Raw genomic sequence first — 15,980 nt, 5'->3', positions numbered from 1 at the left:
TACTTTCTACCATCGACATCACCTCCTGTATCCCTGAACGGATTGATTATCAAATTTATCTGTAATCAGCTTAACGCAGCTGTTCGGAAAAAATCAAGGCCGGCAGCTAAAAATTTTTTCGGCAGGCCCAGATTAGCCCCAAAATGTAGGTGGAGATAGGAAGCGTGCAGATTCTTACCTTGCCACCCTTCGCCATTGATGTCACTTTTGGGGAATGCTTGCAGTTGATAAATCGGTGCGTCGCTCACCCCGCTTAATTGGGAGCGATGGAATTCATGCCCGCGCACTGGTTGACCTGCTTTGAGCAGGATCGTCTCCTGTTGGGCGATGGCTTGTCGATAACCTAGGGTTAACTTCGGAGACATTATAGCAGATTGTGGGATTATTTGCAACATAAAATGATTTTTTTGCTCAAAATCAACTATTTTGTCACATAAATACATTAATCCGCCACATTCGGCGTAGGTGGGCATTCCAGATGCGATCGCTTTTCTCACCTGAGTTAAGACGGGGGTGTTAGCGGCTAATTCCGGGGCAAAGATTTCGGGAAAACCGCCACCAAAGTACAATCCTTGCAGGTTTTCGGGCAAATTTGCTCCTTGCAGGGGACTCCAAAAGATTAATTCCGCGCCTAAATTGGCTAAAATATCGAGATTATCGGGGTAATAAAAGTTAAAAGCCTTATCTCTGGCAATACCGATACGGATAGGGGGAAAAAGCTTATTTACTCCTGGGGGATTTTTCGGGTTCTCTTGGGGAGAAATAGTCAGTAAAGGCAAGAGAATGTCCCAATTAAAGCAGTTTTGGGCAATAGAGGCCAGTTGATCTTGCAGTTCCCTGATTTCTCCTAGTTCATCCCTGGGAACTAATCCTAGATGGCGATCGGGAATTGTCAGGGAATCTTGACGACGCAAAACCCCGACAATCGGCATATTGATAGATTCTAGGGCGGTTTGCAGTAATAGCAGGTGGCGATCGCTGCCAACCCGATTGAGGATAACTCCGGCTAGATGAAGATTTTTGTCTAAAGATTGATAACCGCGGACAATAGCGGCGACAGAGGTAGATAAACGACTACAATCGATAACTAACAGCAGAGGAAGCCCTAAAATACGGGCAATATGGGCGGTACTGGCATAATCGGGAAATTGAGTATCGCTTAATTGAATACCATCAAATAGCCCCATTACCCCTTCAATCAGAGCATAATCGACATTTTGACAATGTTGGGCAAAACAGGTTTTTACATAGTCTTCAGAAGTTAAAACCGGATCGAGATTGCGACAGGGGCGACCGGTAAAATGAGTATGGAACATGGGATCGATATAATCGGGCCCGACTTTAAAAGATTGCACTCGATCGCCACGACTGATTAAATAGGCCAAGATTGCCAGAGTAATCGTCGTTTTACCGACTCCGCTTCTTTCTCCTGCGATGATCATCGAAAATTTTGGGTCTGAAACCCCGTCGTTCTACGACGGCTTTACCGTCAAATATTAGCACATTTACACGATATATGCTAAAATGTGAGACATGGAAAAAGCCTATTCTTACCGATTTTACCCCACACCAAAACAAGAGTCGCTATTGCGGCGCACATTGGGCTGTGTAAGATTAGTTTACAACAAAGCTCTCCACGAACGAACACAAGCTTGGTACGAAAAGCAAGAAAGAGTAGGCTACGCTCAAACTTCTTCAATGCTAACCGATTGGAAAAAGCAAGAAGAATTAGACTTTCTCAATGAAGTAAGCTGTGTACCTTTACAACAAGGGTTAAGACATTTACAAACAGCTTTCACTAACTTCTTTGCTGGTCGTACTAAGTATCCTAACTTTAAGAAAAAACATCAAGGAGGAAGTGCCGAATTTACTAAGTCTGCTTTTAAATTTAAAGACAAACAAATCTATTTAGCCAAATGCACAGGACCTTTACCTATTCGATGGTCAAGACAAATCCCAGAAAGCTGTGAACCAAGCACAGTAACAGTCAGATTACATCCATCAGGACGTTGGCATATTTCAATTAGATTTGATGACCCAACAATTAAGCCTTTACCAGTAACAGATAAAGCCATCGGAATTGACTTAGGAATTAGTAGCCTCGTGATTACCAGCGATGGCGATAAAGTGTCTAATCCCAAGCATTTTAAAAAGCATTATCGGAGACTGCGAAAAGCGCAAAAAAATCTTTCTCGAAAACAGAAAGGCTCAAAAAATCGGGAAAAAGCAAGAATAAAAGTAGCCAAGATTCACGCTCAAATCACCGATAGTAGAAAAGACCATCTACATAAGCTAACCACTCAATTAGTTCGTGAAAACCAAACGATTGTGGTTGAGAATTTAGCCGTCAAGAATATGGTCAAAAACCCTAAATTATCTCAGGCAATATCTGACGTTAGTTGGGGAGAAATCACCCGACAATTAGCCTATAAATGCCGTTGGTATGGGAGAAATTACATCGAAATAGATAGATGGTTTCCTAGTTCTAAAAGGTGTAGTAATTGCGGGTATATTGCCCTTGAAAATGCCGTTAAATGTTCGAGAATGGGACTGTCCAGACTGTGGGACTCACCATGACCGAGATATTAACGCCAGTAAAAATATTTTGGCCGCAGGGCTTGCGGTGTCAGTCTGTAGAGCGACCTGATGACCAGAACAGAGTAAATCTGTTAAGGCAGGTGCGAAAAATCCTTCGGGAAAGAAGCAGAAACCTAAATCGTGAGGTTTGGGAATCACCGTCCGTTTACGGCGGTGAGGATGTCAATATTAGTTGTTTTTTTTCGAGATCGAGCTAGACTTAATTAACCTGTTAAGTAGTTGGACAAAAGTAAAGTTAACTGTGGGGTAAGGAGTCGGTCGTCAGGAGTCGGTCGTCAGTAAGAATTGCGGCAATTTACATTTCTTAAGATAGACAACAGAATTTATGTCCGACTACTTACACAATCAATTCTAGAGCTTGCCAACGGCTAATAGGGTCAATTTTGGCCGCTAACTGGTTCCTGTGTCAATCGACTTTTTTTATTAGCGGCGAAATCGATTTGACCACGTTTAGGATCATTGTCATCATCTCTAGACAACCAGCTATTGTTCTGACGTTCCCCAAAACCAGAGACTTCCTACCTGACAATTAAGATAACTTCTAGATTAGCTGACCAATTTTGTGTAGCTGTTAACTTTTGTAAAAAAAACATCGTCTGCATCCTATTGTACAGCTAGACTAAAAATATCTAGAAAAAGCAGTTAGATCGGCAAGAGAGAAAAGGTACAAACCCTGACTGGGAGATGAAGGGTAAATACGCAAATAAGCCTCAATTCCGCTCTAAAGTTGGCTTTACCGACAGCGAGAGACCAGATTAATCAGGGAAATATCGTCAGATAAACTAATCAATATAGCTTCTTAGGTGTCTGGGAGTGAAAAAGACAGAGAACGAGGGTTTTCTAGTTCCTATAACTGCACTAATCAGAGACCTAGAATTTACCTCTAAACCGACAACTAAATTATCAGGAGAATTTGGGTTATGCCGACTCTACACACGCTGACCAATGATAGTATCTCTTGTTCCTTGTCCGATCGCATGGAGAATGTCAATTTCCACTGCGAATTAGAAAATCAAATTCATCCCACCTACGGCCTCGAAAACCTAGGCATGAAAAATCTCGGTCGCGTTTATCGCAATCTTTCCGTACCGCAATTAGTCGAACAGGCGATCGAACATCATGAGGGCGTTTTAGCCGATAATGGGGCTTTAGTGGTGGAAACAGGTAAATATACCGGTCGTTCCCCCAAAGATAAATTCATTGTCAAAGAAACCACCAGCGAAAAGGAAATCGACTGGAATCAGCATAACGCCCCGATTAGCGAGGAAAAATTCCAGCAGTTATACCGAAAAGTCCTCGCCTATGTACAGGGAAAAGACCTATATATCTTCGATGGTTACGTCGGGTCCGATCCTAATTGTCGCTTTGGCGTGCGCGTTGTCACCGAAATCGCCTATCATAACCTCTTTGCCCATCAGTTATTCCTCCGGCCCAGTGCGATCGAACTAGCCGCCCATGAAACTGATTTTACCGTGATTGCCCTGCCGGGGTTACAGGGAGATCCCGAGGATGACGACCTGAACAGCGAAGCCTTTATCGTCCTCAACCTGGCAAAAAAAATCGTTCTCATCGGTGGCACTCGCTACGCTGGCGAAATCAAAAAATCCGTCTTCTCGATGATGAACTACCTGATGACTAAACAAGGGGTTTTACCGATGCACGGTGCCGCTAACATGGATAAACACGGTCATACGGCCCTCTTTTTCGGTCTCTCCGGTACGGGTAAAACCACCCTTTCCGCCGATCCTAAACGCAGCCTCATCGGTGATGATGAACACGGTTGGTCAGAAGACGGCATTTTTAACTTTGAAGGCGGTTGTTATGCTAAAACCATCCGTTTAAGTGCCGAATACGAACCCCAAATCTGGGCGGCGATTCAATTTGGCACTATTCTCGAAAACGTGATCCTTTCCCCCGATAATCGCCTTCCCGACTATGATGATGGACGTTTGACCGAAAACACCCGCGCCGCCTATCCCCTGCGTTATATCCCTAATTGTGCCGTATCTGGCATGGGAACCCACCCGAAAACGATTATCTTCTTAACTGCCGATGCTTTTGGGGTACTGCCACCAATCGCCAAATTAACCACGAACCAGGCGATGTATCATTTCCTCTCCGGCTATACTAGCAAATTAGCGGGAACGGAACGGGGAATCACCGCCCCACAGGTGACTTTTTCCAGTTGTTTCGGTCAATGTTTCTTCCCTCTGTCACCCCTTGTCTATGCCCAAATGTTAGGGGAACGTTTAGAACAACATCCCGAAACCTCCGTTTATCTGATTAATACTGGTTGGTCCGGCGGTCCCTACGGAGTCGGCGATCGCATTTCGATCAAACACACCCGGGCTATGGTTTCCGCCGCTTTAAATGGCGATTTAGAGGAAGTCGTTTTCCATCCTCATCCCATCTTTCAAGTTCTCGTTCCCGAAATTGTCCCTGGAGTTCCCAAAAAAATCCTCGACCCGCGACAAGCATGGCAAGATGGCGAATCCTACGACCTACAAGCGCGAGAATTGGCCCATCGTTTCGTGGAAAATTTCCGTCAATTTACCACTGCCTCCCAAGAAATCATTGCAGCCGGTCCAATTTGGGAATAGCAACATCAAGGAATCGGTTATCAACTATCAGTTAAAGTGAGATTTTCTCGCAGTTTAATTGCCGTCGGGTGTATTGGGGCAGCCTAATACACCGGCAATACTGCTATCTATTGCCCATAGCTTGTCCGGCGAGATAACCAGTGGTCCAAGCGCTTTGAAAATTAAATCCCCCCGTGACTGCATCGATATCTAGTACCTCCCCGGCAAAATATAACCCCGGACAGATTTTGCTTTCCATAGTTTTAAAATCCACTTCCTGAAGATTCACTCCCCCAGAGGTGACAAATTCCTCCTTAAACACCCCTTTTCCTTTGATTTGATATTCCCCTTGCTGTAATTCAATCATTAATCGATTGAGAGTATTTTTAGATAATTCTGCCCAGGGAGTTTCCGAGTTAACAGTCAAGTAACTTAATAAACTCTGCCAAAGACGCTTAGGTAACTGTTCAAAGGGACAATAATTAAAAAGTTTTCTTTTGGGATATTCACTTTTAGTTTGTAAGATAATTTCTCGCAATTTTTCAGGATGATAATCCCCCAACCAATTAATGATTAAAGGCATTCGGTAATGATGCTCGTGAAGTAACCGCGCCCCCCAAGCAGAAAGTTTTAAAATAGCCGGTCCACTGACTCCCCAATGGGTAATTAACAAAGGTCCGATTTGTTCTAATTTGCTTCCCCCAAGACGAACTCGCACTTTATCCACAGCAACCCCTAACAAATCTTGCAGACGAGGATCGGCAATTTGAAAGGTAAATAAAGAAGGCACAGGAGAGACTAGAGAATGACCTAAATCTTGAGCGGTGCGATAACCAAAAGGACTACTTCCCGTAGCAATTAAAAGCTTATCTGCCCTAATTTGCTCATCTCTCTTTAATTCAATTAAAAAACTTTCTTCCTGTTTTTTAACCGATTTAACCGCAGAATTTAGCCTTAAATTAACCCCAGCAAAAGTCGCACTTTCCCGCAGACAATTAACAATAGTTTCAGAATTATCGGTGCTGGGAAACATTCGCCCATCGGCTTCTGTTTTGAGTTTTACCCCCCGCAATTCAAACCATTTAATAGTATCTTGGGGTTGAAAGCGACTAAAAGCTCCCCGTAGTGCTTTGCCACCGCGAGGATAATAATTAACCAATTGGGAAATATCAAAACAATGATGGGTGACATTACAGCGTCCCCCTCCCGAAATCCGCACTTTCGCCAGAGGTTCTTTTGCCGCTTCTAGGATAGTAACGCCAGCTTTGGGGTTAGATTCTGCCGCTTTAATTGCGCCAAAAAATCCCGCTGCCCCGCCACCAATTACGACTATTTGAGTCATATAAGTAAGTGGTTATAATTAAATTGAAGATAGATTTTGTCTTTGATCCCCCCTTAATCCCCCCTTGATAAGGGGGGTGTCTGATAATTTTTAACGCCCACCTACTTATCAAGGAAAAAGTTAAGTTTAAACCGCCAAAAATCGCTGAATGACTTCTTGACTTAATTCGCTCGTGAAACCGGAAGCAACAATTCCCCCTTTCTGCATGGCGTAATATCGATCAGCTTGGCGGACAAAATGCAGGTGTTGTTCTACTAATAAAACGGCGATTCCTTTACTGGCAACAATACGCCGCACCGCTGCTTCAATTTCGAGAATAATTGACGGTTGAATTCCTTCCGTGGGTTCATCTAAAATTAATAATTTTGGTTCCCCCACTAAAGCGCGAGCGATGGCTAATTGCTGTTGTTGTCCACCGCTTAAATCTCCTCCCATCCGCGATAACATGGTTTTTAAAACGGGAAACAAATCGAAGATTTCTTCGGGAATTGTGGCATTTTTTCTTTTTGTGGGTAAAGCTTCCAAACCGAGAATTAAATTCTCTTTTACCGTTAAACGGGGAATAATATCCCTACCCTGCGGCACATAACCCAGTCCTAATCTGGCTCTTTGATCTGAGGTTTTATTAATCAGGTTTTCTTGCTCATAATTAATTGTTCCCGCTCGCGGTTTTAAGATACCCATCAAGGTTTTTAATAGGGTAGTTTTACCCACGCCATTACGTCCAATTAAACAGACCATTTCTCCCGCATTAATGTTAAGGTCAACATCTCTTAAAATATGACTTTCTCCGTAGTAAACATTGAGATCAGATATGTGTAACATTGTCAACCCTTTTTAACTAATTTTAATCCTTTGACTTTTTATTCTTCCGAGGAACCTAGATAAACTTCAATAACTTTCGGATCATTTTGAATTTGCTCCATATTCCCCTCACAGAGAACAGTTCCTTGGTGTAAAACCGTGACTTTGCGGGCAATTTGACGGACGAATTCCATATCGTGTTCAATGACAATAATCGAATGACTTTCCGCTAGATTTAATAACAAATTACCCACGTTTTCCGTTTCCTCATCGGTTAATCCTGCTACGGGTTCATCTACTAGCAGTAAATCTGGTGACTGGGCCACTAATTGGCCAATTTCTAAGCGTTGTTTTTCGCCGTGGGAAAGTAAAGAAGCGGATAAATCAGCTTTAGCAGTTAACCCGATAGTTTCCAATAAACCAATAACTTTTCTGCTATCTTCTAGCGGAGGACGACCGAAAAGAGTTGAGAAAACATTTTTATTGCGATTACTAACTAAATCGAGATTTTCTCGGACAGTTAGATTTAAATATACCCTAGGAGTTTGGAATTTGCGACCAATACCTAAACGAGCGATCGCATATTCAGGAATTTTGCGGAGATCTCGACCTTTAAATAATACCCGTCCGATGGTGGGTTGCACTTTCCCCGTAATTACATCTAAAAAAGTGGTTTTTCCCGCACCATTGGGACCGATAATCACCCGCAATTCTCCCGTATCCATACTGAAATTAAGATTATTGAGAGCTTTAAAACCCCCAAAACTAACGGTAAGATTCTCGATTTCTAAGATTTTTCCAGTCATAATTTCTAAGAGGGAATTGGTAATTATGAATTATGAATTATGAATTGGGGAGTGGGGAGCAGGGTGTAGGGTGTGGGGTGTGGGAAGAATAAATAAAAATAATCTCCTGACTCCTGATGACCCACTCCTGACGACCCACTCCTGACTCGGAGAATACTAACAGAATAAGGTCACTTATGCTCTAATTCTTCTTTTTCCAGTTGCACTTCCGGAGCTTCCTCAATACTAGGATAGGTAATTAAAGTTTTGCGGAAACCAAAATGAGTCAGCAAACGTTTAATCCCACCGAGAAGACCATCGGGAAGCACTGTCACCACAATTAGGAATAGGGCCCCTTGGAAAAATACCCAGACTTCCGGAAATTGTTCGCTTAAAAAAGTTTGGGCTAGGCGTACCAATAAAGTACCGACAACTGCCCCCACAAGGGTAGCACGTCCCCCCACAGCCACCCAAATCACCATTTCAATGGAAAAAGCCACATCCATAGAGTTAGGGGTGATAATTCCCGTTTGCACGGTATAAAGAGCGCCGGCAACACCAGCAATCGCCCCAGAAATGGCAAAAACTAACACCTTAAACCAAGTAGGATCATAACCGGAAAAACGGACACGCACCTCATCATCGCGAATGGCGACTAACAAGCGCCCAAATCTGCCGGTAGTTAACCAACGACAGAGCAGATAAATAGCCAGTAAACAGACAATTGTGAGTAAATAAAAGGCCACTTGAACGGCATCGGAACCCACCAGCAAACCGAAAATTGTTTGGGTATCGGTTTTTAAGCCATTAGTGCCGTTAATTAACTTCTGTTGACCGTTAAAAAAGTTAAAAAATACCAGTAAAGCCGCTTGGGTCAAAATCGAGAAATAAACCCCTTTAATGCGGTTGCGGAAGATTAAATAACCCAATAATCCTGCCACGATCGCTGGTACGATAATTAGGGCTAGAATTGTCAAAGGTAGGGAATAAAAAGGTTGCCAAATAAAAGGTAATTCTGTCACCCCGTAGAGAGTAAAAAATTCGGGCATTTGTCCGGGGGGTAACTGAAGATTTAGGTACATGGCAAGAGCGTAACCACCGAGGGCAAAAAAGATGCCATGACCAAGACTTAATAAACCCGTATAACCCCAGATTAAATCTATCCCCAAAGCGACAATAGCGAGGGAAAGAAATCGCCCCAATAAACGCAAACGGAAAGCCGACAAAGCTAAGGGCAGTAACACCGCAAAGATGACCACCAATCCAACAATAACAGCGATTTCCGTGATTAACTTTTTCTTTTCCCGTTGTCGGGATTCGTTTCTAGTGATGGTTTCTGTAATCATAATCTATAACTCGGCAGTACGTCCTTTAGGAGGAAAAATTCCCGCAGGTTTGAATTGCAAGAAAGCAATAATTAAAGCAAAAATCATCACTTTTGCCATGCTAGTGGTGGAGAAAAAGGTGAAGAAATCCGTTAGGGGTTTTAGGGCTTCTACAGAACCAAAAATCAGAGCAAAAGTTCCCGAACCAATTAAATAATTAGCCACACCGATCGCCATAGCCGCGATAATAGTTCCCAGGAGATTACCCACTCCCCCCACCACCACTACCATGAAGGTATCAACGATATAATTTTGTCCCACGTTTGGACCGACGGAACCCAAAAAACTAATCGCACAACCGGCAACTCCAGCTAATCCCGAACCGAGGGCAAAAGTCAAAGCATCCACTTGATTTGTCGGAATGCCTAAACAGGCACTCATCTGGCGATTTTGGGTGACGGCACGAATGCGTAAACCCCAAGAAGATTTATTTAAAAACCAATAAGTCCCTAACAAACAAAGGGCAGTTAAAATGATAATAAATAGACGGGTGTAGGGCATTTGAAAACCGGGTAAAGGTAAACCTCCCCGTAACCAAGCAGGAGCCGTGACATCGACGTTTCTGGCACTAAACCAGGGTCGAGCGAGAACCGGATTAAAAGATAAAAGATAGCCTAATAATCCAGCGATAGCTAGGGATAAAGGCAGGGTGATACCAATAGCTAAATTGCGAATTCTCTCCCAATCTAGGCGACGACTTAACACCGTCATCGCCCCAAAAAATAACAGACAGAAAACTATTAAACTAATTACTAATAACCCGTTGACACTTCTGACAAATTGCTGCAGAATTAAGCTGACTCCCCAAGTGGCCAGCAGCGTTTCTAGGGGTCTGCCATAGAGGAACCTAATCACCCCCCTTTCTAATAATAATCCCGCCAATCCCGACACTAAAAAAGCGATCGGTAGGGCGAATAAAACATAAGTATCAAAGAGAGAAATACGGAAAGCTTGAAAGACATTTAAAATATAAATATCTTCAAAACCTTTAAAGATATTCTGCACCACAAAAGTAGTATAAGCCCCTAACATCATTAACTCACCGTGAGCGAGATTAATCACCCCCATCAGTCCAAAGACAATCGCTAGTCCTAAAGCGGCCAGCAATAGCACAGAACCGATGCTAATACCATTAAACAATCCTTCCAATAATGCTGACACTTTTCGTTATTCCCCTGCATCTTTAAGCTTTAAAAAGTGGGGTGAGCAGTAATGCCCACCTCACTCTCGTTACTGTCTGGAAAAATTCCTAAAACTAGGATTTTTCCATTTTGAACTTACCGCCCTTAGCCGGATCCGTCCAGTCACAGGCAAAGCCCTTAGTTTCGGGGACAAATTGGTTCCAAGGTTGCGGATCCACTACCCCCGGAGTTGACCAAACGATGTCAAATAGACCATCATCTCTCACCTGACCAATGCGGACGGTTTTGGAGATATGATGATTGGGGAACATTTCCACCGGTCCTTCGGGAGCATCGAATTTTTGTCCTACGGCCGCGGCGCGAACTTTGTCGAGATCATCGGCGGTTGCCGCTTGTTCTACCGCTTGCTTCCAGAGATAGACCATGATGTAGGCCGCTTCCATGGGGTCATTGGTCACGCGATCCTCACCATATTTAGCTCGAAAAGCCGCAACAAATTTTTTGTTAGCGGGGGTATCTACGGTTTGGAAATAGTTCCAACAAGCGTATTGACCGAGGAGATATTCCTTACCGATTTGTTTAACTTCTTCCTCGGCAACACTCACCGACATGACCGGATATTTATCGGGAGTTAAACCGGCCGCTTGCAGTTGTTTGAAGAAAGCCACGTTACTGTCACCGTTAAGGGTGTTGAAAATAACGCCGCCATCGGGTAAAGCTTGCTTAATTTTGGTAATAATCGGGGTAACTTCCGTATTACCTAGGGGTAGGTAGTCTTCGCCCACGGTTTCGCCGCCTTTCGCCTTTAACTGCTCTTTAATGATCGTGTTGGCGGTGCGGGGAAAAACGTAGTCGGAACCGACGAGGAAGAATTTTTTCCCTTTATTTTCCAGCAACCAAGTCACTGCCGGCTCGATCTGCTGGTTGGGGGCAGCACCGGTGTAAAAGATATTTCTAGAACACTCTTGACCCTCGTACTGGACAGGATACCAGAGCATATGGTTTTTGGCTTCAAACACGGGCAAAACCGCCTTACGACTGGCGGAAGTCCAACAACCGAAAACAGTCGCAACTTTGTCCTGATCGATCAGTTTGGTGGCTTTTTCGGCAAAAGTTGGCCAATCGGAAGCGCCATCTTCCACCACTGCCTCGATCTTTTTACCAAGAACACCACCGGCGGCATTGATTTCCTCGATCGCCAGTTTTTCCGCATCAACTACGCTGGTTTCACTGATGGCCATGGTGCCACTGAGGGAGTGCAGAATACCCACCTTAATCGTCTCTCCAGAAGCCGGGGCGGGACTAGCAGCTGGGCTAGGACTAGCCGTGGGGGTTTGGTTTTGTCCACCACAAGCTTTTAACAGAATACTGGTTCCCAAAGTGGCAGAACCGTACAGGAGAAATTTACGTCGTCCTAAATTTGACATGATGATCTTGAACTAACCTCGCTGACAATATTAGCTACTTCACACGGACGTTTTTGCTGAGGAGATTTTCGGGAATCTTTCTACAAATATCTGTGTGATATTACGGCTAGGTTAGCAGATTTTTTGTGATTTTCGCTACTTTTTGGATATTTTTTGTAAGTTTAGCTACTTTTTTCCAAAAAATTAATTATTTTTCTGGAATTTGCCTCAGTTTTTTAGCTATCAGGAGTCGGTCGCCGGTCGTCGGTTGGGGAAGTCATAAGACCTCTTGTAAAAATCAAAAATTGTTGTTAGGGTTAGGAGCCAGTAGCCAGTAGTCAGTAGTCAGGAGAATTAAGAATGAATAATAATCAATTAAATGATCTATTTACAGATTTTATGCGATTTAATCCTTATTTTTGACGTTTTTGAACCCTCAAAAATTAATTAGGCCAGAGGTTTATAATAACAGAATGGCCTCGCGTGCCTGGAAAAAGTGCCAAAACCGTTTTCTAGTAAGGCTTCCAGTAATATTCAGCCCAACCCAATTATCAATCCGAATCTGGCCAAAGCAGCCGGACAGCAAGCAGAGCAAAACCAATGGCCGCTATCGCTTTTAATATCTTAGCGGGGAATAACTGCGCCATACTGCCCCCCGCCAGGACTCCTAAGAAACTGGTGCAGATTAAGGCGGTAATTGAGCCAAAAAAGACAGCTTTGGGTGATTTGGAACTGCCACCGAGAGCGATCGCTACTAATTGACTTTTATCGCCTATTTCTGCCAAAAAAACAGTGATAAATGTCAGTCCGAATAATTGCCAATTCATAAATTCTAGGGAGATGGGAAGCTTTTTTCAGTGAACAGTAAACAGTAAACAGTCACACTGATCACTGATTGCTTAGAGAATATCGCCGATGAGTAAACCAGTGATCAAAAGGAGAAGAATAGCGACACCGATATCTAAGGTTTTGGGGGAAAGACGACGCGCAATCCAATAACCAATCAGGACACCGAGGAGACTGGTAGCGATTAAAGCGCTGGCTGCCCCGGCAAAAACCACCCAGGGGGATTGAGATTCGGCGCTGATGAGAAGGGTGGCTAATTGGGTTTTATCGCCGATTTCAGCAAAAAATATGGTTAGGAAGGTGGAACTAAACACCGTCCAAAAACTCCAAGAAGGTGGCTGATCTGGCTTTTTCTCGGTTGAGGCGATCGATTTGCTATCACTCATCGGCTAAGGAAATAATTTTCATACTTTTTTCATTTTAGCCCGACTGGTTTTCTGGCGATAGTTTCTGCTGTTGATTACGCTGTCTCCTTCCCCCAATAGTTAAAAAACCCTAGTCGATCGAGGTAGAGTTTCCATCCTAGAGTTTAATAATTATTAGACTAGGACGAGCGCAAATTGCTTGGAGGTATAGCCCCTATGGTAGAAAACAGAGATTATACTCTGATTATTGACAAAAGTGGCAGTATGTCCACTGCTGATAAACCCAGCGAGAAAACCCGTTGGCAAATTGCCCAAGAATCCACCCTCGCCTTGGCTAGAAAGTGCGAGGAATTCGATCCCGACGGCATCACTATCTATCTTTTTTCCGGACGTTTCCGACGCTATGATAATGTTACTTCCGATAAGGTGACACAAATTTATCAAGAAAATGAACCCATGGGGAGGACAGACCTAGCCGCTGTTCTCCAAGATGCCCTCAATAATTATTTTCAGCGCAAAACTGCCGGCAAAACTAAACCCAACGGAGAAACTATTCTGGTGATTACCGACGGAGAACCAGATGATCGCAAAGCGGTGATGCGTCAAATTATCGAAGCTTCTCGAAAACTCGATAGGGATGAAGAATTAGCCATTTCTCTGATTCAAGTAGGCCATGATCGACAAGCGACAGAATTTCTCAAAGCTTTAGACGATCAACTAGAATCGGCGGGGGCCAAATTCGATATCGTTGACACAATTACTATCGATGATATGGAAGATATGACCCTAGCGGAAGTTCTTCTCAACGCCATTACCGATTAATTTCTACCGGAGTAGGGGTGATATATCTTCACCCCTAATCAAGGAGGATTTAACTGCTAGTCAGGGCGACAAATTTATCTTTTTCTTCATCGGATAATTGATCGGATTGTCCGGTGATTTGTTTGTAGATTTTGAGATATTCCAAAGCGGATTTATACCAACTAAAATCTTGAGTCATTGCCCGTTGCTGTAGTTTTTGCCAATCCTGTTTATAACGGAAACTTTCCCAAGTCCGGATCATACAGGTAAACAGGTCTAAAGGTTCATAGCGATCGAAACTAAATCCTGTTCCTCTTTCCTGAATTGGGTCGTGGAAAGATACCGTATCGACTAAACCACCGGTGCGGCGTACCATGGGAATACAACCGTAACGCATGGCCATTAATTGGGAAATGCCACAGGGTTCAAAACGGGAAGGCATTAACAAAGCATCGGCCCCCCCATAGATGCGACGGGAAAGGGCATCACTATAGAGAAGATGCAGGGACATTCGCCCCCGGAAACGGGAAGTCATCTCCCATAGTTGGGTTTCATAATAGCGATCGCCTGTACCTAAAATAATCAATTGAGCATCAGTATAGGTGAGAAAGCGATCTAAAATTTGCATCACTAGATCAATACCTTTTTGTTCTACCAAACGCGTCACCATCCCCATGACAAAGGCATTTCTGCTGACCTGTAGCCCCACTTCTTCTTGCAGGGCAATTTTATTAGCCAGACGTTTTTCGATGGTTTCTGGGGTAAAATTCTGCTTAAGATAAACATCTTTAGCCGGGTTATACACCTCCGTATCGATGCCGTTGACAATGCCCACCAGATTGCCGGAAATATAGGACAATAATCCCTCTAAATTTTCGCCATAAATGGGGGTCTGTATTTGACGGGCATAGGTGGGAGAGACAGTCGTGACGCGATTGGCAAATTGAACCGCCGCGGCCATGGTATTATCGCCCTGCATATACCAAGGACACCAAGTCATTTTTTCTAATGCTTCGCGCCAAGGACCCTGGTAGGCGAGATTATGGATCGTAAAAACGGTACTAATATCGGGGTCTTGGTGCATCCAGACGGGAATCATGCCCGTATGCCAATCATGACAGTGAATAACTTGTGGTTTCCAGTAATTCCAGGCGAATTCCGCCGCACCATTGGCAAAAAGGGTAAATCGCCAGGCCTCATCTTCGCCTCCGTAGATACTGCGTCCAGAGAAAGCTAGATGACCAAAGAGGTAGAGAGGAATATCTGTATCGGGTAAAACCGTTTCATAGACTGAAAAATCCTGAAACATGGCGAATCCTGACCAAATGGGTTCGGAAGGGATGTCCATTTTTTCCTGAAGAAAACCGTAGTAAGGTAGAAAAATCCGCACATCATGACCTAGCTGACGCAAGACTTTCGGTAATGCCCCAATTACGTCCCCCATTCCCCCAACTTTGGCAATTGGAGCGGCCTCGGCACCCACAAATAGAATTCGCATACTCTTCCCGCTTCACTTGACGACGACAAGAAATTTTAACAGATAAACCCCCCCTAGCAGGATTTACCAGCAGGTATTATCGGATTAGCCGAGATTTTTCTTTAACTAACCAGAGAGCCAACGAGGGACATAATCAGGGTTTGCGGCAAAAAGTTTTTCGGTGGGGGCAGGGTGTGGGGTGTGGGGTGTAGGGTGTAGGGTTTTAGCGATTTTCATCTGGTCAATTACCTAATTTTCAGGGAAAAAGTACCTGAATTTTCCACCCGATCACTCCCAGAGCTGGTACTTTTTGGTTTCCAAAAAGTCTAAAAGTCTTACCCAACAAGGTTTTTAGATTTATTGAGCAAGCCCCAATTAGCTGTTTTGGGCATTATTAAGTTTTTTAGGCTTTTTTTACCGTCTTTTTAGCAAATTTTAGCTGATCAGCAC

General features: G+C 43.7%; 12 protein-coding genes and 1 pseudogene. 3 read left to right on the top strand and 10 right to left on the bottom strand.

The genetic code is table 11. The annotated features are described in order from the left end of the window. Positions 1 to 65: 65 nt before the first annotated feature. Positions 66 to 1,442 carry a cobyrinate a,c-diamide synthase gene (locus ACQY1X_RS07605; protein ID WP_430015527.1) on the bottom strand — a complete coding sequence of 459 codons (1,377 nt, stop codon included), beginning with the start codon at positions 1,440 to 1,442 and terminating at the stop codon, positions 66 to 68. 91 nt (positions 1,443 to 1,533) lie between these two features. On the opposite strand from ACQY1X_RS07605, the pseudogene ACQY1X_RS07600 reads away from it, so the two are divergent. Continuing rightward, positions 1,534 to 2,722: pseudogene (locus ACQY1X_RS07600) on the top strand (RNA-guided endonuclease InsQ/TnpB family protein). A 796-nt stretch (positions 2,723 to 3,518) separates the two neighbouring features. Beyond that, positions 3,519 to 5,198 carry a phosphoenolpyruvate carboxykinase (ATP) gene (pckA, locus tag ACQY1X_RS07595; protein WP_002791199.1) on the top strand — a complete coding sequence of 560 codons (1,680 nt, stop codon included), beginning with the start codon at positions 3,519 to 3,521 and terminating at the stop codon, positions 5,196 to 5,198. A 103-nt stretch (positions 5,199 to 5,301) separates the two neighbouring features. Here pckA and ACQY1X_RS07590 read toward each other — a convergent pair whose 3' ends face one another. The 8 genes from ACQY1X_RS07590 to ACQY1X_RS07555 form a co-directional block, all read right to left on the bottom strand. Next, the gene (locus tag ACQY1X_RS07590; RefSeq protein ID WP_430015526.1) at positions 5,302 to 6,519 is read right to left on the bottom strand and encodes an NAD(P)/FAD-dependent oxidoreductase; all 1,218 of its coding nucleotides are present in this window, start codon (positions 6,517 to 6,519) and stop codon (positions 5,302 to 5,304) included. A gap of 126 nt (positions 6,520 to 6,645) precedes the next feature. Continuing rightward, complete coding sequence (gene urtE, locus ACQY1X_RS07585; protein ID WP_002732163.1) at positions 6,646 to 7,344, bottom strand: urea ABC transporter ATP-binding subunit UrtE; 699 nt, start codon at positions 7,342 to 7,344, stop codon at positions 6,646 to 6,648. Positions 7,345 to 7,382: 38 nt separating this feature from the next. Beyond that, the gene (urtD, locus tag ACQY1X_RS07580; protein ID WP_002732385.1) at positions 7,383 to 8,129 is read right to left on the bottom strand and encodes an urea ABC transporter ATP-binding protein UrtD; all 747 of its coding nucleotides are present in this window, start codon (positions 8,127 to 8,129) and stop codon (positions 7,383 to 7,385) included. A gap of 170 nt (positions 8,130 to 8,299) precedes the next feature. Beyond that, complete coding sequence (gene urtC / locus ACQY1X_RS07575) at positions 8,300 to 9,454, bottom strand: urea ABC transporter permease subunit UrtC (protein ID WP_002733641.1); 1,155 nt, start codon at positions 9,452 to 9,454, stop codon at positions 8,300 to 8,302. A 3-nt stretch (positions 9,455 to 9,457) separates the two neighbouring features. Then, positions 9,458 to 10,654, bottom strand: coding sequence for an ABC transporter permease subunit (locus ACQY1X_RS07570; protein ID WP_002731945.1), 1,197 nt, complete (start codon positions 10,652 to 10,654; stop codon positions 9,458 to 9,460). Between the two features lie 94 nt (positions 10,655 to 10,748). Beyond that, complete coding sequence (gene urtA / locus ACQY1X_RS07565) at positions 10,749 to 12,062, bottom strand: urea ABC transporter substrate-binding protein (protein ID WP_430014289.1); 1,314 nt, start codon at positions 12,060 to 12,062, stop codon at positions 10,749 to 10,751. 530 nt (positions 12,063 to 12,592) lie between these two features. Then, positions 12,593 to 12,868: a TMEM165/GDT1 family protein gene (locus ACQY1X_RS07560; protein ID WP_002732425.1), complete on the bottom strand. Its 276-nt coding sequence runs from the start codon at positions 12,866 to 12,868 to the stop codon at positions 12,593 to 12,595. A gap of 72 nt (positions 12,869 to 12,940) precedes the next feature. Continuing rightward, positions 12,941 to 13,273 (bottom strand): TMEM165/GDT1 family protein, encoded by a 333-nt coding sequence (locus ACQY1X_RS07555; RefSeq protein ID WP_193977402.1) that lies wholly within the window; start codon positions 13,271 to 13,273, stop codon positions 12,941 to 12,943. Positions 13,274 to 13,468: 195 nt separating this feature from the next. Between ACQY1X_RS07555 and ACQY1X_RS07550 the strand changes: the two genes are divergently transcribed. Further along, positions 13,469 to 14,074, top strand: a complete 606-nt coding sequence (locus tag ACQY1X_RS07550; protein WP_002800734.1) for a vWA domain-containing protein — start codon at positions 13,469 to 13,471, stop codon at positions 14,072 to 14,074. A gap of 49 nt (positions 14,075 to 14,123) precedes the next feature. Here the strand turns inward: ACQY1X_RS07550 and glgA are convergent, their stop codons facing one another. Then, entirely contained in the window at positions 14,124 to 15,551 is a 1,428-nt protein-coding gene (gene glgA / locus ACQY1X_RS07545) for a glycogen synthase GlgA (protein WP_002741723.1), read from the bottom strand. Positions 15,552 to 15,980: the final 429 nt, after the last annotated feature.

This window comes from Microcystis protocystis FBCC-A270 (assembly GCF_050500235.1).
In the GTDB taxonomy this organism is placed as follows: domain Bacteria; phylum Cyanobacteriota; class Cyanobacteriia; order Cyanobacteriales; family Microcystaceae; genus Microcystis; species Microcystis ichthyoblabe_A.
This window is presented reverse-complemented; position numbering and strand designations above follow the sequence as displayed.

What these genes read in the sequence shown, in the direction of transcription:
- ACQY1X_RS07605 (WP_430015527.1), bottom strand. Translation starts at nt 1,442, where the DNA reads ATGATCATCGCAGGAGAAAGAAGCGGAGTCGGTAAAACGACGATTACT.
- pckA (WP_002791199.1), top strand. Translation starts at nt 3,519, where the DNA reads ATGCCGACTCTACACACGCTGACCAATGATAGTATCTCTTGTTCCTTG.
- ACQY1X_RS07590 (WP_430015526.1), bottom strand. Translation starts at nt 6,519, where the DNA reads ATGACTCAAATAGTCGTAATTGGTGGCGGGGCAGCGGGATTTTTTGGC.
- urtE (WP_002732163.1), bottom strand. Translation starts at nt 7,344, where the DNA reads ATGTTACACATATCTGATCTCAATGTTTACTACGGAGAAAGTCATATT.
- urtD (WP_002732385.1), bottom strand. Translation starts at nt 8,129, where the DNA reads ATGACTGGAAAAATCTTAGAAATCGAGAATCTTACCGTTAGTTTTGGG.
- urtC (WP_002733641.1), bottom strand. Translation starts at nt 9,454, where the DNA reads ATGATTACAGAAACCATCACTAGAAACGAATCCCGACAACGGGAAAAG.
- urtA (WP_430014289.1), bottom strand. Translation starts at nt 12,062, where the DNA reads ATGTCAAATTTAGGACGACGTAAATTTCTCCTGTACGGTTCTGCCACT.
- ACQY1X_RS07560 (WP_002732425.1), bottom strand. Translation starts at nt 12,868, where the DNA reads ATGAATTGGCAATTATTCGGACTGACATTTATCACTGTTTTTTTGGCA.
- ACQY1X_RS07555 (WP_193977402.1), bottom strand. Translation starts at nt 13,273, where the DNA reads ATGAGTGATAGCAAATCGATCGCCTCAACCGAGAAAAAGCCAGATCAG.
- ACQY1X_RS07550 (WP_002800734.1), top strand. Translation starts at nt 13,469, where the DNA reads ATGGTAGAAAACAGAGATTATACTCTGATTATTGACAAAAGTGGCAGT.
- glgA (WP_002741723.1), bottom strand. Translation starts at nt 15,551, where the DNA reads ATGCGAATTCTATTTGTGGGTGCCGAGGCCGCTCCAATTGCCAAAGTT.